Here is a 17,971-nt window from a genome sequence, read left to right as displayed (position 1 = left end):
AGAGGATGCGAATCCGGCCGAGGCATCAAGGCAGCGCCGCCCTCTCAGTGAGAAGCGCCCGATGAGAAGCATTCTTCACTGCGGCCATCTTTTTTGTCGCGGGTTTGGTCGCGACGGCTTTCGGTTTGCTCGCGGCGGCGGAATCCGCAACTCCGCTAATACCTTCAATCAAGAACTTCATCCGGTCTTTTGCACCGGCTAGCAGGCCGGCGCCGGACCACGCCCACTCCAGGTCGCGCCGGACTTTGGGTCACGGTAAAGCGCCGGCTGGGGTCCTTTCCTCTGCCCCTTGCCAGCGCTCCTGCTCTCCTGAGGAAATTAGGTATCTCTGCCTTCGGGGTCGAAAATATCGGAGGTCTCGCTATCATGGACTTCCCCGGAACCGTAACATCGTGTGCAGAGCTGCCACCGCCCTCCGTCGCATTTTGGGCACGTGATGGTGTTGGACGTGTAAGACATGTCTGAAACAGTCTCGATTTCAGTTATCTGCACTTTTCCCGTCCCGCCACATTTTTCGCACTTGATTTTTCCTTGGCCACCACATTGCTGACAGGTAGTCATGGTCCCCCTTCCTAGTGGTTAGGTGTACATGACCATCCTACTCCAAGCGCCCGGGGAACACGAAGCCGCCTGCTAGACCTCGCTGCGTTTGAGCAGATAGTCGAGACCTCCCACGCGATACCAGCGATAGCCATAGGGCTCGAGCACCACCGTGTGCCGTCCGGTTACATCGGCCTGACTGTGTTCGTCGGAGAGCAGGTTGACGAGCCGCGCGTCGCCTGGATCGCCGGTCCCGGTTTTGAAACTGACCGTGCATGCGGTCGCGCTGAAGTTATGCAGACACACCACCGAATTATTGCGCCAGTCGTAGCGTAAGCCGAGCACGTCCTTACGCGATATCCGCAGGATCGAGAAGTCTCCCCAGCTGATCTCCGGCACTTCGCGGCGCATGCGGATCAGGCGTTCCATCCAGTTCAGCAGCGAATCCGGATCGCGGCGCTGGCTCGCGACGTTCACGCGTTCAAAGCCGTATGGCCCGCCTGAAATGACCCGCGCGGCCGGCTTTGGATGCTTCGTGAAACCGCCGTGCGGCTCGGTCGACCACTGCATCGGCGTGCGCGCGCATTCACGCTCCGGCAGGCGTAGATCGTCACCCATGCCGATCTCATCGCCGTAACGAAAGACCGGTGTGCCCGGTGACGTGAGCATTACGCTATACGCGAGTTCGAGGCGGCGCCGGTCCCCGTTGAGCATTGGCGCGAGCCTTCGGCGAATGCCGCGGTCATAGAGTTGCATGTCAGGCGCCGACCCGAATGCGGCGAATACGGTCTCGCGCTGCTCCGGCGTGAGACGTCCCAGGTCGAGTTCGTCGTGATTGCGCAGGAACACGCCCCATTGCGCTGTCGCCGGGCGCGGTTTTGTTGCGCGAAGCGCCTTCCTGAGCGGTGCAGTGTCTGCGCTCGCCATCGTATAGAACGTGGCTTGATTGACCTGAAAGTTGAACATCATCTGCAGACGCTCGCCCTCGTCGCCGAAATACTGCATGTCGGTGTCGGGCAGAACGTTTGCTTCGGCGAGGATGATCGCGTCGCCCTTACGCCATTGGAGGAACTCGCGGAAGGTCCGCAACATGTCGTATTGCTCGACGGGCTGCCGCACCTGTGGGCCTTTGGTCGCGATCACGAAGGGCACGGCGTCCATACGGAAACCTGATACCCCGAGTTGGATCCAGAAGCCCATGATCTTCAGCAGTTCCGCCTGAACGTGCGGGTTCGCCGTGTTCAGGTCAGGCTGGAAGTCGTAGAAGCGGTGGAAATACCAAAGGGCTGCTTCCTTGTCGTAAGTCCATGTGGATTTCTGCACGCCGGGGAACACAATGCCGTCTGTTGCGTTCGCGGGCTTCTTCTTCGACCACACGTACCAGGCTCGGTACTGTGATTCCGGGTCGCGGCGCGCGCTCTGAAACCACGCGTGCTGATCGGACGTGTGGTTCACTACCAGATCGATCATTACCCGCAGACCGCGTTGCCGGCACGCGTGCGTGAACTCGGCAAAGTCGCCGAGGGTGCCATAGCGGGGATCGACGTTGTAGTAGTCGGAAATGTCGTAGCCGTTATCGCGGCCCGGCGAAGGCTGGAACGGCATCAGCCAGAGCGTCGTGATGCCGAGGCCCTGCAGGTAATCGAGCCGGCGCATCAAACCCTGAAAATCGCCGACGCCGTCGCCATTCGCATCCATGTAGGTGCCCACCGACAGGCAGTAGACGATCGCGTTTTTGTACCAGAGGTCGTTTAACATGCGCAATAGATGTCGTGGACTGGTTCGATGCTACGCCTGGAGCGACGATGACAGCACTCACCTGGTGGGAGCATGGCGTCATACATCCAGTGTACCCGCGCTCCGCTTCGGGACGCGGCGTTTCAGGTCGCAAAGGGTCTGTTCAGCGGCTAATAGAGGTCGATCCTTTCTGGAAGGCCCAGGTGTTAATACCTTCCTCCGGCTCGCTTCGGGTGCGCTTGTCGGCATGTCGTATCTGGTCTTCGCCCCCGCGGGGAGAGCGCAAGCAGTCGTACGATCCATCGGCGCCCCGAACACGTGCCAAGGTGGTCGCCCAACCTTAACGACAGCTCGCCGCCGGTTGTAATCCGTCGGAGTGGATCTGCTACCCGGAAATGCGCAAGCCGCAAGGCACGCGTGGTGCACCGCGAAGCCAAGCTCGGCCGAGCGCACGCCAATCTGGGCGCCGCGAGGACAGACCACTTCCACAGTATGTCCCCGCTCGCGCAACGCAAGCATTTCCTTCACTGTACGAACTTCCCGACCGCCCGATCCGTCAAAAGTCCAGTTGATCCGCCGTGATACCGAGTGCGGCTCCAATCTTTTCACGCGAAGAGTTGCTTAGGCGCTCTTTCGTTTCCAGTTGCGAGTAGGCCGGTTGACTGATGCCCATGCGCGCAGCGACTTCTGCTTGTTTCAGCCCAAGGTGCTGCCGCCATGCTCGAGACGGTGTTACACCGTCCACGGCTGCGCTCACGACCTTATGCGGAATCGCTCTGCCCTTCTCAGTCATACGAGCTCGATCAAGATCTCCGGCCGCTTTTAAAATTGCAACGGCCGTTAGTCAATACGGTTGAATTGCACTGGAGGTTCAATCTCCCGAAGTGGGCTGCCGCGATAGTTTGCCCGCGGCCTCGCGTCACATCATTTCGGGGCTGCTCAGTTTCGTTCCGTCCGAAAAGCGGGCGAGTCTGTAGGGACTAATGTCGAACTGCGGCTCCTCGTCCATTACCAGCCGGCTCACGAGCACGCCTGCGCCTGGCCCTAGTCCAAAGCCGTGTCCGCTGAAGCCGGATGCGATCACGAGACCGGGTTTCGCATTAACCTTCGAGATGACGGGAACGAGGTCCGGCGTCGTGTCGATCGCGCCCGCCCACGCGTGAGCGATCCGCAAGCCCGACAGTTCGGGAAACACGCTGGCCACGTTTTGCAGCGCACGTTCGAGCCATTCGGTATCAGGCCGGGGATCCAGCACCCGTGTTCCTTCGAACGGCGAGACGTCATCGTCGCGCCAGGTCGCGCTTGCTTCCGGTCCGTGGAAGAAGCTGGCACCGACGCGAATCTTCAGTTTTTTCTTCAGCTTGCTGCGGAACATGGTGCGGAACTTTACCGAATGCCGCAGGTTTTGTGGCGCGAGCTCCACACGTCCGTGGCCGGGAACCGCGATCGTATAGCCGCCGTCCAACCGTCGCCTCAGCGCGAAGTTAGGCCCGGAGAAACAGCCTTCGATAACCCCCGGCGCCTCAGCGGTTCGCAACGCCGTTCCCATCACGTTGATGGATGGCAGGTCGATGCCGTGATGCTGGCAGAACAACGCGCTCCAGGCGCCTCCCGCGAGAACGACGGTGTCGGCTGCGAGCCGGCCGCGCTCCGTCCAGACGCCAGAGACACGCCCCGCGCTCATGTCGAGACTTCGTACCGCGCAGTTCTGATACACCATCGCGCCGAGACCTTGCGCGCCGCGAGCAATCGAAGGCGCGGCTTTCGACGGCTCGGCGCGGCCGTCCGTGGCCGACCACAGCCCTCCAGCCCACTTCGCACGTCCGGACGGAATGCGCACTGCCAGTTCGCGCGCACTGAGGATCTCGCTGTTAAAGCCGACTTCCCGGGCGCGGGCAAGCCACGACTCCCATTGCGCGATGTCAGATTCATGCTCCGTGCCGTACAGGATGCCCGCCTTACGAAACCCAATGTCCTCGCCCAGTTCTTCGCTTAGTTCGCTCCAGCGCTTGAGGCTCTGCATCGCGAGCGGCAACTCATGGAGGTCGCGGTTCTGCTGACGCACCCAGCCCCAATTGCGGCCCGACTGCTCGCAACCAATGACGCCCTTTTCGAGCAGAGCCACCTGGAGGCCGCGTCGCGCCAGTTCATACGCGGTGCTGACGCCAACAATGCCGCCGCCTACTATCGCGACATCGCATCGCTCGGCGAAACCTTCGCTATTCGTGACTTCGTCGATCCTTAGCATTTCGTAGCCGTTGGTTGCCGCTTCTCGGTAGGTTACTGCAGTCAAGACCTTCGGAAATGCGCACCTGAAGCGCGATTTCGCCATCCGCAGATCGTGGCTATGATTTTCGTATCTTCCATTGCTTCGCTGATAGGACGATCCTGTTGTATCCGAAATCAGGGCACGGTCACCGACGGGGCTATCGCAGGAAATGGACTGTGCCAGTCCATCCAGTCATATGAGTCACTGCGATGCGCCCATGACCAGTTCCTTGCCGGAGCAGGATTGATCACACCGATGATATCGTTCGCCGCCGAACCCACGTCGCGCCGATCACTCGTACCACTTCAGTGATCAATACTTTGAGAATTCGTGTGGTCGTAAAACATGATTATCTCCTTTGACAGCTTGACATACACCACTACCTGCGGCGACCGTACGAGACGGAAGAGTTCTTTCGGGGCACCGAGTTCTGACGACCGACAGGCTGAGCGCGGTACAGCACGTTGCCCAGGCAATGGCCTTCAGTTTCATCGTGCTGGACGCTGGCCACGGATGTTGTCGGCGCCCGCGGTGGGCATCCGACGTCTGCGGCCAGCCACGTCCGCGCGATGATCGGCGTCCTGTATTTCTTCCGGCGCCGCCACAATACGCACGAGAAAAATCCCGCAAGCACTGTCTGCATCACCTCGTCGCTCGCCGTCTGTGGATCGCATACTCTGGAGAACTGCACACCATCGCGTAGGCTCACTAAGCCGAGCGCGAGCGCGTCCGCCTGCAGGGGCAACGGCCTGCCGTCGCGCAACCGATATTGAACTGTGCCCCCGTGGCATGAACCTCGACGTCGACGATGACGAAACCGGCGATTTGGGCATCGACGAGAATGAGAAATGGAATCGTCGTTGAACTGGCGAGATAATCGAGCTTCGGACGGATAGCAAAAAAACCGTCGTCCGCGAACGAAAGCGGAATCCACTCACCGAAGTCATAGTTATAAAACTGCATCAGGTTTACGATTAGCTGATGGTCTGTTTTCTCAGCCTGCTTCAATTCGATTTGTGGCATGTGAAGACTCGATCGGGACTGTTCGCGTTAGTGGCCCGAGGGCTAAACAACTGCAGATTGTCGACGATTCGTCCAGCAATGTCGAACGTCCGAAACTGGCCTGGCGTACGCGTTCACCCGCCCGTCGGAAGCTGCCATTGAAAACTCCAACGTCAGCTCCGTGGAGCGTCCACGGAGCTGGCGCTCTCGGTCATAAAGAGACGCCCACCTCTCGGCCATGAATGACCGCTGACACCACGGAACCGGCCCCCGCCCCGACTTCGGTGCGATCCTTGGGCTGAATTTACCGAGTGTTGCTCTCGATGGTCGCTTTCGCCCGCATCATGCAAAATAGCCGCATCTAAAATTCGGAGGATGGCTCGTGGGCGTTAACTTCGACCTGAACGATTTGCAGGCGTTTCGAGCTGTCGTCGAGTTGGGTAGCTTCCGCAAAGCCGCGGAGGCGGTCAACATCTCGCAGCCGGCATTGAGCCGCCGCGTCGAGAAGCTCGAAGCGGCGCTCGGCGTGCGGCTGTTCGAGCGAACAACCCGAAGCGTTACGCTCACGACCGTAGGACGCGTTTTCGCCCCGAGCGCGGAACAATTGCTCGACGATCTCGATGTCGCGTTGCTCGGTATCCGCGACGTCTCCACGAGCCGCCTGGGTCATGTGACCATCGCGTGTGTGCCGTCCGTTGCCTATTATTTCCTGCCGAGCGTCATTGCCGCCTATCACAGTCGCTATCCGCGAATCCGGGTCAAGCTCCTCGACTCGAGCGCCAACGAAGTGCTCGGCTCAGTGATCAGCGGCGAAGCCGATTTCGGCGTCAGCTTCATGGGCAGCCAGGAGACCGAGGTCGAGTTCAAGGTCTTGCTGCAGGAACGGTTTGTCGCCGCGTGCCGCCGCGATCATCCCCTTGCTCAGAAAAAGCGCGTGACCTGGAACGAGCTTTATGAACACGAATATGTATCCGTGGACAAGACTTCTGGCAACCGCCTGCTGCTCGATCAGGCGCTGACCACCGTGGCGCCGAGGATGCCTAGCGTCTGCGAGACCCGCCATGTCACCACCATGCTTGGCCTGATCGAAGCAGGACTCGGTGTGGCCGCCGTGCCTTCAATGGCCATGCCCATGCGCGACCATCCGATTCTGACGAGCGTGCCGCTCGTCGATCCGGTTGTGACGAGACGCGTCGGCATAGTCAGGCGCCGCGGACGTCCGCTCGCGCCCGCCGCGCAACAGTTCTATCAGACGATCCTCGACACGAAGCGCAGCGGCACGGTCGGCGCCGCGGGAAAGAAGGCGCCGAAATGACGTTGGCAAGGCCCTTCAGGCTGCTTTACGTCCAGGTCCTGCTTGGAATGGGGCTTGGCATGACCGTCGGCCACTTCTGGCCGCAGGCCGGCGCGTCGCTCAAACCACTCAGCGATGCGTTCGTCGCGCTGGTGCGCATGATGATCGCGCCGATCGTCTTTTGCACGATCGTCACCGGCATCACGTCGCTTGCGAGCGGCTCGAAGATCGGGCGGACGATTCTGAAGGCGCTGGCGTTGTTCTACTTTCTCACCATTGTTGCGCTCGTTCTGGGGCTGGCGAGCGCGTTTGCGCTGCACCCGGGCGCGGGCCTGCACATCGACGCGCATCATCTGGATGCGACGGTCCTCGCGCAGTATTCGACGCGCTCGCAGTCGCACGGATTCGTCGAATTCGCGCTGCATGTGATCCCTGAGACGCTCGTCGGCGCTTTCGAGAAAGGCGAGGTGCTGCCGGTGCTGCTGCTTGCCCTTCTGTTCGGCTTCGCATTGAATGCCAACCAAAGCGCCGGGCGGCGGGTACAGGAATTCATCGACGGCATCGCTCACGTGCTGTTTCGCATCCTTGCGATGATCATGCGGCTTGCGCCGGTCGGCGCATTCGGCGCGATGGCATTCACGGTGGGCCGCTTCGGCATTCGTTCGATTGGCTCGCTCGGCATGCTGATGGTGGCGTTCTACGCGGCGTGCCTGCTGTTCATCGTTTGCGTGCTCGGTCCACTCGCACGGCTGCATGGCTTCTCGCTCTGGCGACTGCTGCGCTACATTCGCGAAGAACTCGTCATCGTACTCGCGACTTCGTCGACCGAACCCGTGCTGCCGCGCCTCATCGTCAAGCTCGAAGCGCTTGGCTGCGACAAGGGAATCGTGGGACTCGTGCTGCCCGCCGGCTATTCGTTCAACCTCGACGGCACGGCGATCTACCTGACGCTCGCCTCCATGTTCATCGCTCAAGCGTGCGATGTTCACCTCTCGGGCGGCCAGATCGCGACCATGCTCGCGGTCATGCTGCTCACGTCGAAGGGCGCGGCGGGCGTAACGGGCAGCGGACTGGTTGCGCTCGTCGCGACGCTGGCCGTCATCCCCGACTTGCCGCTTGCAGGCGTCGCGCTGCTGGTGGGCATCGATCGCTTCATGTCCGAAGCGCGCGCCCTGACGAGTGTGATCAGCAATGCCTGCGCGGTGATCTTCGTATCGATGTGGGAGCGTTCCTGCGACCGGGTGCGCCTGAAGAACGCATTGAGCCTGGCGCATGAGCCTGAGGATGAGGATGCATTCGATCAGCCCGCCGACCTGACGGGCTGAATCGTTGCCTTCGTCTCAATGGGTGGCGACGGAATCGAGCCCGGTCGATGTCACCTCCGGCTGCACGGCGGGCGACGCGAGATAGTCGAGCAGCGCTTTGGCTTCCCTGGGGTGTTGCGCGCCGACGGGAATGCCGGCCGCAAAGCGCGTGACGGACTGCATCGACTCCGGAATCTTGCCGACATACGCCGCGCCCTTCACCGGAAGCAGCTCACTCACCTGCTGAAATCCCACTTCGTAGTCGCCCGTCGCCACAACGGACGCCACCGGAATTTTGGGGATCATCTTCGCCTTGGTCTTGACCTGCTCCTCGATGCCGAGCCGCTTGAACAACTCGCGCTCGATATAGACGCCGCTCGCACTATCCGAGTAAGCGATCGACCGGGCATGCAGCAAGGTTGCCTTGAGCGCCGCCTCGGACCCGATGTCGGGCCTCGGCGCGCCGTCGCGCACCACCATGCCGATCCGCGAATCCGCAAGCTCGACGCGCGAACCGGGAATCACCTTGCCCTGCTTGATCAGATCATCGAGTGCATAGCCGACCATGATCACCACGTCGGCAGGTTCGCCGCGCTGAAGCCGGTTCGGAATGGCCTCCGGCGACTTGCCCATCGACGGGCCGAGCGCGGTATCGAGCGTATCGCCGCTGAACGCCGCGAACTTCGGGCCGAGCAGCTTGTAGGCGGCGGTAAAGCCACCCGAACTCATTACATGCAGATCGGCGGCCTGCACATTCGCCGCAGCGGCGCAGGTGCCGAGCAGCGCCGCGGTGCAGAGTTTCAGAAGGAAGGATTTCATTGGGCGATAAATGTCAGTCTGGTGTTCGAGGAGGCGTGCGATGCTTCAGGGAGCCGCATGCAGTGGAACGCGACGGCGCCGGTACAGTGCGAGTGTTGCTCCGAGCCCGCACACCGCGGCGAAGCTCATCCAGTAGCCTGGCGCGGCTTTATCACCCGTCATATGAATGAGCGCGGTCGAGATGACGGGAGTAAAACCTCCGAAGACCGCTGTCGCGAGGCTGTAGGCGAGTGAAAATCCGGCGACGCGTACCTCCACTGGCATCACCTCAGTGAGCGCGACGACCATCGCGCCGTTGTACATGCCGTACATGAACGATAGCCAGAGCAGCACAAGCAGCATGTTGACGAAGCTCGGTGCGTGGGCCAGCAGCGACAGCGCCGGGTAGGCGGTCGCAATTGCCAGGATCGTCATCGCAAGAAGGAGCGGACGGCGTCCGATCCTATCCGACAGCGCACCACCAATCGGCAGCCAGATGAAATTGGAGACACCCACGCACAGCGTGACGAGCAGGCTGTCGGCAGTGCTCAGATGCAGGACCGTCTTGCCGAAGGTCGGCGCATACACCGTGATCAGATAGAAGCTCGTGGTGGTCATTGCCACCAGCAGCACGCCAGCGATCACGACATTCCAGTTCTGCACGAGCGTAGCAAAGACCTCTTTCATGCTCGGGCGATGCTGGCGCTGTTTGAATTCCTGCGTTTCCTCGAGATTGCGCCGCAGGAGGAAGATGAAAGGCACGATCATGCAGCCGACGAAGAACGGCACGCGCCATCCCCACGCAGCGATCGCCGCCGTGTCGAGCCACTGATTGAGCGCGAAGCCGAGCGCGGCGGCGATGACGATAGCCACTTGCTGGCTCGCCGACTGCCAACTCGTGAAGAAGCCCTTGCGGCCCGGCGTCGCCATTTCGGCGAGATACACCGATACCCCGCCGAGTTCAGCTCCCGCCGAGAAGCCTTGCAGCAGACGACCGATGAGAACCAGCGCCGGGGCGAAGAGTCCGATCGTCGCATAGCCGGGCACGAACGCGATCAGGATGGTGCCGCTCGCCATAATCGACAGCGTGACGATCAGGCCCTTGCGGCGGCCGACATCGTCGATGTACGCGCCGAGGATGATCGCACCGAGCGGCCGCATTAGGAAGCCCGCGCCGAACACGGCGAACGTCATCATCAGTGAAGCGAACTCGCTCCCCGCCGGGAAAAAGACCGCGGCAATCTGCGTGGCATAGAAGCCGAACAGGAAGAAGTCGAACTGCTCCAGGAAGTTGCCTGCCGTCACGCGTAGCACGGCGGATACCTTCGATTGCCCGGGGGCCAGTGGGGGTGAGGAGGGATGCATCGAGTTGTCTCCAGAAATTTTGAACTTGCGGTGTTCGGGCGATTTGTTGTTTGTCGAATATTCGCCCGAACCACATGAAACGATAAGTGCTATTTTCGAAACGATTGATGTCCGTTGGTTATCAGTGTCGGGAAAGCGCTCAAGCTACAAATCGGCATTGCGACGCGGGCGTTCGGGTGTCCATATTGCGTCCCCGGTTCAGGTGATCGTCGATTTCCGCCGCGCATCCGAGCATGCGGGGATAAAGGAAGATCGTGAACGCGGCGGTTTCCAGATCGGTCTCGCTCAATTCACCACGTCGCAGCGGCTGCCACAGCATCTTCAGCAGCAGCGCTGCGATCACCGCATCGACGTTGACGCAATACACGTTGCGGGACACGCCGGCATCGAACAACGCCTGCACAAGTTCGCGATAGAACGCATGGAACACGTTGTATTCCCCGCGCTTCTCGCACAGGTCCGCGATGAACACTTCGCGCGGATCGTGGTTGACCGGCCTGTCCTTGAAGACCGGATGGTTCACCCCCGGCAGCTTCGCGATATCGAGGCTGCCGGCATGCTTCTGCCGGGCCTTGTATTGCGCATACCGCTCGACCGAGCGCTCGGCCAGCGAGCGCAGGTCAACGCCATGTACAGGGTCGGACGGATCGGCGAGGCCGCTGTCCCGGAACGCTTCGATCAGGAACGCGATGCCCTCATAGCCGTTGCCGCCATGCGTATAGCCGGTATGCGTGAGAAAGCCGACCAGAGCCTTGTTGAGTTGCACTCGCTCTGGACTTTCCGGACCGTCGGCCGATACCGCGCCTTTCGCACCCTGCGCCGAGATGGCTCCTGGACCGTTGGTGAGCAGCAGACCGACGAGCGTCTTGAAAGCGAACAGATCGTCGGGCCCGGGTTCGAGGTTGAGCAGCGCGGCAAAGCAGATTTCCGTGAGACTGTGTTCGTTCAGCAAAGCTTGCGTGGTAAAGCCGCAGAAGCCGTCTGGACGGTGTCGCGAGGCATCCGCCGATGCGCCGATCAGCGTCCCGAACAGCATGGTCCACCAGGGCAGGCTCTCGGCCGTAACGCGCGAGATGCGCTTTCGCATCAGCGGTCCCCATGCGAGCGTCGTGGTGATCGCGGCCAGCACCGCGTCGGCCGTCGGGTGATCAGGTTGAGACGCGAGCCAGCGGACGAGGACCGACTGGGCCCCACGCTCGGCGAGTCCCGCGAGCATCGCCTCAGCGCGCGGATCGCTTGAGTCGGCGAAAAACGGCTCGCTGCCGCTCGCGTCGATCCGGGCGATGTCGAAGTTCTCATCGAGCGGGCTCGTAAGGCCAGCTGCCGAGAAGCGATCGATCATCCATTTCGCGGCATCCCGAGCCGCTCGCTGGCGATTCGGCCCGATGATCGAAGCCGCGGCCGCCAGGATCGCGTTGGGCGCGTTTCCGGCCTCGCGAGCGGCTTGCGCCGCCGCGAGTTCCGGCGTTCCGTGAAGATTGACGAACGCGGTGATCGCGACATCGATGAGCTTCTCGTCGTTCTCGCCGCCGATCTCGTGAAGCAGGGCAAGGCAGACGTTCGCTTCGAGCGAATGCGTCGCTGCGTCGAGCATCGAGGCGCCATGCAGGCTGCTGACCTGCGTTTTCGCATCCATCTGCGAAGCGCCCGATGCGTCCTTGAGCGCCTGACGCGGCGCAATCGCCCCGACTTGCCGATTGACCTGCAAGACCTGCTCGTCATAGGGGGCGACCGCACCGACCACGGGAATCGCAAGGCCGGACGGAAGCTGGATGCCCTGGTCGGAGCCAAACCACGGCTTGAGCGCGAGACTGCCTTCGGGCTCGAAGTCGGGCATCGTCGCGTTGGCGCGCATCACGGCGGTCAGCGCCGCCGGGATATGCGCGATGTTCGTGACGACCGCGCCCTTGGCGGAGCAGCACGGATCGTCGGGCGTGAAAAGCCGGTCCACGCCGAACTTCTCCATGAACCAGCGTTCCTTGGCTTGTGCGTCGTCGGAGCCGCCGGCCATCGCGCCCGCATGGCCGACCGCACGCGTGAGGCGACTCTTCCAACGACCCACCACGCAGGCCACCGCCGGCTTCGTGAAGGCCGCGTCGGCCTCGTAGTAGCCGCCCGGTTCGCAATAGAGCACGGCGGCCTTGCTGCGCGCATCATTGGCGAGCGCAAAGGCAAATTCCGGTGCGGCATAGTGGATGTAGACGTCCTTGCCGCTGGAGATGACCGTCGACGTGCCCCAGCCGCTCATGCGCAGGTACTGCGCGATCGTCGTGCTGAAGCCGCCTGAGTTCGAGAAGATGGCGATCGATCCCTTGCGCAATGAATCGTCTGGACTATCACCACCGAGTGCTCCGCCGATTCTCACACGATTCCACGAGTCGGCGACGCCCAGCCCGTTCGCCCCGAAGATGTCGATGCCCGCCTGCTGGCCCATTGCGCGAATTTCGCGAGCGTCGTGCACGGCGATCTTCTCGGTGATGATGAAAATCTTCTTCAGATCGGGATTGACGCGGATCAGTTCGGCGACGCCGTCGCGAGCCGCCGATGGCGGTAGATAGACCACGCCGCAGTTGAAGCGATGCCCTGCCTCCAGACCCTCGCGAACGTTGTTGTAAACCGGGATATCGCCGATAGATGTGGCGAGCACCTGGCCGCCCTTGCCCGGCGCCGTGCCGAAGACAATATTGCCGCCCGAAAACGCATGACTGACGGGCGTTACCTCTGAGGACTCACCGCCCAGGATGTTAAGTACGCACACGCGATCGTCCCGCGTGGCGATCTGCGCGAGCGAGTTGACGCCAACGAAATACTTGAACTGGTTGCTGGTTTGCTTGTACATGTCGCTCTCCTCAGGCTTGAGCCGTTTCGGTTTCGGTCGTGGGCGCGCCGATCCGTGCTGCGACCTCGGCTCGGCCACCGGCGCGCATCCAAGCATCCGCCTGCCGTGCGTACTGGATGACTTCGCTGATGTCGGAATCAAATCCGAACAGCCGGTACGGCAGGCCGAGCGAATCGCATGTATCTCTCAGCGCGGCCATCCCTCGCACGAGGTTCGGCCCTCCGCGGCCGAGCACCACGTAAAGGGGCGTCGGCCCATGCTCGCTGAAGTGTTCGCGAAGAGCGTCGGCCATCGCTCGCAGCGTCTCGAAGATGTCGGTGTTATTCGACTTGCCGCCGATGATGAAAAGCACATTCGCCTGCTTGAGCCAATGCCTGAAGCAGATGCGGGCCACTTCTTTCATCTTCGCGTAAGGCGGATTGCCGCCGAAATCCGACGAGATGATCGCGGCGTCGCCCAGCATTTCGGTGACGAGCGAGTTGGCGCCGCCGCCGAACGTCGGCGCGAGAATCGTGCCTTTCTCGTTGATCACATACACGTCGCTCTGGCCCTGGTGCGTGCGCAACTGATTGATCTCCTGCTCGAAGTCGGAGTAGTCCGCTGCGAACAGGTGTTGCGGCAGCCCGAGGCGCGTCCATCGCGGATCATCGCGATCGAAGCCGCACTTGAAGTCGCAGGCAACCGGCGTGAGTCGTCCGTGCTTGTCCTCGCGCATGCGGATCGGATTCAACTCCAGTGTCGTCATGCCGAAATCGTGAAAGAGCTCCCAGAGTTTCGGCAACTGCTGCACGAGCGGCGAGATGATCTCCTTCGGCGCACCGATTTCGCTCAGCGCGTTCGCCACGACGAACGCCTTTAAACCCGTCAACGCGTCGAAGGGCACCATCGCCACATGCTTCGGATCGACCTCTTCGATATCCATGCCGCCCTTGTGCGAGAGCGTCATGGTCGGCGCACGAAAACGCGTGGAGTCGGTGATCGAGAAATAGACCTCATGCTGGGCTGGAACGCCGGCTTCGAACGTCACGCCATTCGACTTTGCTTTCACGTGGCCGACGGAATGCTCGGCGAAGTACAACCGCTCTTTTTCGATCAACGCCGTCTTGAGATCGGTCGCGCGGCCCAGTAAACCCGCCTTCCCCTTCTTTCCCACTCCGCCTTTGAAAACGGGTTTGATGAATATCTGGCGATGACGATCGATCAAAGTCTTGATCTCCTCCTCGCTGGCGCTCGGGCCGAGGATCTCACTCGCCGGGAATCCAACGAATTGCAACAGGCGCGCGCCGTGCAACATACCGGTGATTTGCATGAAGTTGTCTCCTGAAGGGCATAGCGATATAAAAAGAAACGGGTGTACGGATTGGTAGTTCGGCGAAAGCGCGAGGCGTGACAAGCGGCCGTGACGCCGTTGGCGTTCGGAATGCGTGGATGATGTGTGTCGAGTTGTCCGGTGCTCGAACCGCTGGGGCTCGAGACTAGCCGCCCAAGGGGCGATCGTTAGGCGCTCAAGGTGCGCCTTGCGTTGTACATAGCCTTGTCTCCGATGCGTTTTATTTTCGTGCCAATCTCGCTGGAATCTTGAGTACAGATACTCACGCAAATTGAGTTAAGCGATAAGTGCATTTTTTCGAAGCATTGATGTCAAGATGTTATCAATGCGGCCGTTGTAGGCACAGGCGCCTTCCCACAGAGCCTGAATTTTCAGCGCCAGTACAGGTCAGGCCGAAAGAACCAGAGTGGTCCGTTAGGGAAAGGCTGGACGCATAACTTCAATACAACAGCGTTGGTGAACTCTGATGGCTATCAGGGAATGGGAGAAGACTCAGCGCTTGACGCGGTGGGCACTCTGGTTGAAATGAAGGCGTCACTCGACCTTTTGCTCGATAGCTCGACGCCCATCGAAAAAATGGTGACGGCAACGCTCGGGCAGCGCTGGTTCGGCGACCAGTTCATCAATAACACTGTCATCGTGACGCAGGGACTGAATGGCGAGGCCTTCGTTAAACTGCCAGATTGGGACCTACAACCCACCTCCAGGCCGATCTGAGAAGCTAGTGCTGAACGCCGACGGCACGTATTCTCTCGACTCTGTTCATCATGCAACGCTCAAGTTCAATGCCGCAGGCCACCCACTCTGAGAATCCGGTATATTGCGATGCGAGACATCGCTCTCAGAGATAGATAAAGGCTTATATGCTCGACGGCGTATCCCTCGACCAGCTCAGAACATTCATCGCTGCGGTGGACGAAGGAAGCTTCTCCGCGGCGGCTCGACGCTTGAACCGCGTGCAGTCCGCAGTCAGTGGCTGGGTGAGTGCTTTGGAGGAGCAGATCGGCATCACACTATTCGACAGGTCAGGGCGTTTCCCAAAACTAACGCCTGAAGGCGTGCTCATTCTTGCGGATGCGCGGGCTATCGTGTCGGGTGTTGACACCCTCAAAGCTCGGGCAAAGCTCATGACCTCGGGAGTCGAGGCCGAGCTCTCCGTGGTGTTCGATGTCTTCTTTCCCACTGCCGCCATCAGCGAGGCAGCCAGAGCGTTCGCCAAGCGCTTCCCGTTGACGCCGTTACGGATCTTCGTGGAGGGTTTGGGTGCTGGGTATCAGCCGGTGCTGGAGGGGCGCTGCACGTTGGGAATCCTCGCCTCACTCCCAATGGACTTCGCGTCGCTGGCTATCGACCGCCTCGGCACCGTCCCGTTGGTGATGGTTGCTGCGCGTGGCCACCCGCTTGCAAACTTCGAGGGCCATATCCCCAAGAAGGAACTCTCCAAGCACGTGCAACTGGTCTTGACCGATCGTTCACAGCTGCTCGCTGGCCGCGACTACGGGGTCCTATCGTCTACGACCTGGCGCTTGGCCGATCTGTCCACGAAATATGCGTTGCTCAAGGACTGTGTCGGCTGGGGAGGGATGCCTCTTCACATGGTGGAGAAAGACATCGCCTCCGGTGACCTGGTCGCCCTTGACGTCGATGGTGTCCCGCGCGCTGGAACCATGCTGACCATTTCTGCCGTCTACCCAGCCGCAGCGCCTCCTGGTCCCGCCGGTCGCTGGCTCGTTGAGCATCTGAAAGACTGGTCGAGCGCAAAAGAGTCGCCTGAACCCGCAAAACTCTAGCGCTAGGCAGCGGCCTTATCGGTCTCCACGGGCAAACACCAGGCCCCGTGGCCATCAGGAAGGGCCGCTTGCCCGCGAGTTCGGCCGCGCCTGCTCCGCCTATGGCCGCGCCTCAGCGGCCCGCGGACAGCACCGCAGTGGGGCACGGCTGTCACCCTTTAGCCGACTCAAGTCGGCGATGGTGGCCCGCCCCCGCGGTGCGGAGGTATCGGGAAATCAGCATTTTTGGGTCACGCTTGGTGTGTGCAAACCGGTGCGAAGGCGCCCTGGAGCAGCCAAACGAGTACACGCGGCTATCGACGCCGCGTGTCCGCTCGCGCGTTCCGCCGCGCACGCTCGTCCGAGACTAGCGGCTCGGATGCTCGCGCCAGTGCTTGCGTGTCAACGTACTCCCGGATGTTCGTCACCTTGCCATTTCGAACGGTCATGGCAAAGACGAAATAATCTTCGAACGGCCTATTCGTGGCCTTCACTTTTCCCCTAGCGAGGCCAGTCATCAACACCCGGTCTCCCTGCGCGACGAATTCTGGAGGCTCGGGGAATGACGTTTCCAGACCGGAGGCCTTCTGAAGCAAATCCTCCAGTCCGGCATGCCCGCGATGCGTCCCGGCCAAGGCCCAACCCTCGCCCGGAACGATCCACTCGATATCTTCAGCGCACAACGACAGCAGACGTCGTCTATCGCCGCTGCCCGTTGCTGCAAAGAAGTCTTTGACGACTTGGACATTCTCTTTGATGCTCATCGAAAGCTCTCCATTTTCTGACCTATTCGAATGCTTATGGACCGGCGGCTGAGGACGCGGTGTTGTCGCTTCGAGAATCGCAAATCGCCCCCTGCTTGGGCCATGATTGGGATCCGGGGTTGGCCATGGCCACGTACCGGAGCGGGTGCTTCGATAATCGGCGTAAGCGTCGCGAATCTTATCGGGCGTATTCATCACGAAGGGCCCGTGCTGCACAACGGGTTCGTCGAGCGGCTGGCCTTGGAGCAGAAGCAGATCTCGCGAATGAATGGAAACGAAGCGTTCGAATGCCCCGATTTCCAATGGTGCGGCCGAAGCGGGCTCGTGAGAAGCCCTGATATTGAGAACCGAACCATCCGTTTCAGCGATGGATAGTGCTCGTGCAACTCGGGAAGCGTGCACACGGCAGAGAGTCTTTTCTCGCTTGGGACCAGCCAGGCGCGTTCCGCGTCCATGTGCTTGGACGGCAGGCCGTAGTTCAACGCGTGCGCAATACTTGTTGGCCATCCAGAGGTCGAGGCTGGTCAAAGGGCCCCGAGTCAGGAATACGGTATATTGAGATGCGAATCATCACGTGGTGCGAAAGAAAGCAACTGCATGCTCGATGACGTCTCTCTTGATCAGCTCCCCGCTGCGCCTCTTTGTCGAAGGACTCAGTGCCGCGTATGAGCCGTTTGGTCCGGTCGGCGGCTGGTGTGTGGAGCGGAAATCGAGGTGGTGCGGCCGGCTGCCAAGCATCGATCGAAGCCAAGCACAATGCCGCGCTGACCGATGTCGCCCCGAAATCAATCGTTGCATCGCCCTATGGCTTTCGAGGTTGGTCGCGGAGATCCGGCCATCTGCGGTGCTCGTCACCGGCGGCATTGTTGCAACGCCATGGCGCAGCCGTCATCCGCGCTTGCCGGGCTCAAAGTTACTCTGATCGCATCAAGTTGTTTGCACCCAGTGGCGAGCTCGACG

General features: G+C 61.0%; 12 protein-coding genes and 4 pseudogenes. 5 read left to right on the top strand and 11 right to left on the bottom strand.

All coding sequences use genetic code 11. The features are described 5' to 3' along the window. Positions 1-25: 25 nt before the first annotated feature. The 5 genes and pseudogenes from B0G74_RS33850 to B0G74_RS33820 form a co-directional block, all read right to left on the bottom strand. Positions 26-279 (bottom strand): annotated as a pseudogene (locus B0G74_RS33850) (H-NS family nucleoid-associated regulatory protein); the annotation flags it as partial. 354 nt (positions 280-633) lie between these two features. Next, positions 634-2,298 (bottom strand): alpha-amylase family protein, encoded by a 1,665-nt coding sequence (locus B0G74_RS33845; protein WP_132380494.1) that lies wholly within the window; start codon positions 2,296-2,298, stop codon positions 634-636. 535 nt (positions 2,299-2,833) lie between these two features. After that, positions 2,834-3,049, bottom strand: a pseudogene (locus tag B0G74_RS33835) (helix-turn-helix transcriptional regulator); the annotation flags it as partial. A gap of 147 nt (positions 3,050-3,196) precedes the next feature. Continuing rightward, complete coding sequence (locus B0G74_RS33830; protein WP_132380490.1) at positions 3,197-4,525, bottom strand: FAD-binding oxidoreductase; 1,329 nt, start codon at positions 4,523-4,525, stop codon at positions 3,197-3,199. A gap of 729 nt (positions 4,526-5,254) precedes the next feature. Beyond that, positions 5,255-5,569, bottom strand: a complete 315-nt coding sequence (locus B0G74_RS33820) for a hypothetical protein (protein WP_132380488.1) — start codon at positions 5,567-5,569, stop codon at positions 5,255-5,257. A 361-nt stretch (positions 5,570-5,930) separates the two neighbouring features. On the opposite strand from B0G74_RS33820, the gene B0G74_RS33815 reads away from it, so the two are divergent. Both B0G74_RS33815 and dctA read left to right on the top strand, forming a co-directional pair. Next, positions 5,931-6,863, top strand: coding sequence for a LysR family transcriptional regulator (locus B0G74_RS33815; protein ID WP_132380486.1), 933 nt, complete (start codon positions 5,931-5,933; stop codon positions 6,861-6,863). Continuing rightward, positions 6,860-8,167 carry a C4-dicarboxylate transporter DctA gene (dctA, locus tag B0G74_RS33810; RefSeq protein ID WP_132380484.1) on the top strand — a complete coding sequence of 436 codons (1,308 nt, stop codon included), beginning with the start codon at positions 6,860-6,862 and terminating at the stop codon, positions 8,165-8,167. Before B0G74_RS33815 ends, dctA begins: the two co-directional genes overlap by 4 nt. 15 nt (positions 8,168-8,182) lie before the next feature. Here the strand turns inward: dctA and B0G74_RS33805 are convergent, their stop codons facing one another. From B0G74_RS33805 to B0G74_RS33790, 4 genes are all read right to left on the bottom strand, one after another. After that, the gene (locus B0G74_RS33805; protein ID WP_132380482.1) at positions 8,183-8,965 is read right to left on the bottom strand and encodes a substrate-binding domain-containing protein; all 783 of its coding nucleotides are present in this window, start codon (positions 8,963-8,965) and stop codon (positions 8,183-8,185) included. A 45-nt stretch (positions 8,966-9,010) separates the two neighbouring features. After that, positions 9,011-10,309: an MFS transporter gene (locus B0G74_RS33800; protein WP_132380480.1), complete on the bottom strand. Its 1,299-nt coding sequence runs from the start codon at positions 10,307-10,309 to the stop codon at positions 9,011-9,013. Positions 10,310-10,448: 139 nt separating this feature from the next. Continuing rightward, positions 10,449-13,148, bottom strand: coding sequence for a CoA-binding protein (locus B0G74_RS33795; protein WP_132380478.1), 2,700 nt, complete (start codon positions 13,146-13,148; stop codon positions 10,449-10,451). Between the two features lie 10 nt (positions 13,149-13,158). Next, the gene (locus tag B0G74_RS33790) at positions 13,159-14,457 is read right to left on the bottom strand and encodes an ATP citrate lyase citrate-binding domain-containing protein (protein ID WP_132380476.1); all 1,299 of its coding nucleotides are present in this window, start codon (positions 14,455-14,457) and stop codon (positions 13,159-13,161) included. 342 nt (positions 14,458-14,799) lie between these two features. Here B0G74_RS33790 and B0G74_RS47710 point away from each other — a divergent pair. The 3 genes and pseudogenes from B0G74_RS47710 to B0G74_RS33780 form a co-directional block, all read left to right on the top strand. Then, positions 14,800-14,895: pseudogene (locus B0G74_RS47710) on the top strand (hypothetical protein); the annotation flags it as partial. Positions 14,896-14,958: 63 nt separating this feature from the next. Next, entirely contained in the window at positions 14,959-15,195 is a 237-nt protein-coding gene (locus B0G74_RS33785; RefSeq protein ID WP_132380474.1) for a hypothetical protein, read from the top strand. 146 nt (positions 15,196-15,341) lie between these two features. Further along, entirely contained in the window at positions 15,342-16,268 is a 927-nt protein-coding gene (locus B0G74_RS33780; RefSeq protein ID WP_132380472.1) for a LysR family transcriptional regulator, read from the top strand. Between the two features lie 293 nt (positions 16,269-16,561). On the opposite strand, the gene B0G74_RS33775 is transcribed toward B0G74_RS33780, so the two are convergent. Next, the gene (locus B0G74_RS33775; RefSeq protein ID WP_132381296.1) at positions 16,562-17,011 is read right to left on the bottom strand and encodes a nuclear transport factor 2 family protein; all 450 of its coding nucleotides are present in this window, start codon (positions 17,009-17,011) and stop codon (positions 16,562-16,564) included. Positions 17,012-17,143: 132 nt separating this feature from the next. Continuing rightward, positions 17,144-17,269 (bottom strand): annotated as a pseudogene (locus tag B0G74_RS47025) (pirin-like C-terminal cupin domain-containing protein); the annotation flags it as partial. Positions 17,270-17,971 lie beyond the last annotated feature (702 nt).

Source organism: Paraburkholderia sp. BL9I2N2 (assembly GCF_004339745.1).
In the GTDB taxonomy this organism is placed as follows: Bacteria; Pseudomonadota; Gammaproteobacteria; order Burkholderiales; family Burkholderiaceae; genus Paraburkholderia.
This window is presented reverse-complemented; position numbering and strand designations above follow the sequence as displayed.

Bases quoted from the DNA above. Each gene is read 5' to 3' on its own strand.
- B0G74_RS33845 (WP_132380494.1), bottom strand. From the start codon at position 2,298: ATGTTAAACGACCTCTGGTACAAAAACGCGATCGTCTACTGCCTGTCG.
- B0G74_RS33820 (WP_132380488.1), bottom strand. From the start codon at position 5,569: ATGCCACAAATCGAATTGAAGCAGGCTGAGAAAACAGACCATCAGCTA.
- B0G74_RS33800 (WP_132380480.1), bottom strand. From the start codon at position 10,309: ATGCATCCCTCCTCACCCCCACTGGCCCCCGGGCAATCGAAGGTATCC.
- B0G74_RS33805 (WP_132380482.1), bottom strand. From the start codon at position 8,965: ATGAAATCCTTCCTTCTGAAACTCTGCACCGCGGCGCTGCTCGGCACC.
- B0G74_RS33785 (WP_132380474.1), top strand. From the start codon at position 14,959: ATGGGAGAAGACTCAGCGCTTGACGCGGTGGGCACTCTGGTTGAAATG.
- dctA (WP_132380484.1), top strand. From the start codon at position 6,860: ATGACGTTGGCAAGGCCCTTCAGGCTGCTTTACGTCCAGGTCCTGCTT.
- B0G74_RS33780 (WP_132380472.1), top strand. From the start codon at position 15,342: ATGCTCGACGGCGTATCCCTCGACCAGCTCAGAACATTCATCGCTGCG.
- B0G74_RS33795 (WP_132380478.1), bottom strand. From the start codon at position 13,148: ATGTACAAGCAAACCAGCAACCAGTTCAAGTATTTCGTTGGCGTCAAC.
- B0G74_RS33830 (WP_132380490.1), bottom strand. From the start codon at position 4,525: ATGCTAAGGATCGACGAAGTCACGAATAGCGAAGGTTTCGCCGAGCGA.
- B0G74_RS33790 (WP_132380476.1), bottom strand. From the start codon at position 14,457: ATGCAAATCACCGGTATGTTGCACGGCGCGCGCCTGTTGCAATTCGTT.
- B0G74_RS33775 (WP_132381296.1), bottom strand. From the start codon at position 17,011: ATGAGCATCAAAGAGAATGTCCAAGTCGTCAAAGACTTCTTTGCAGCA.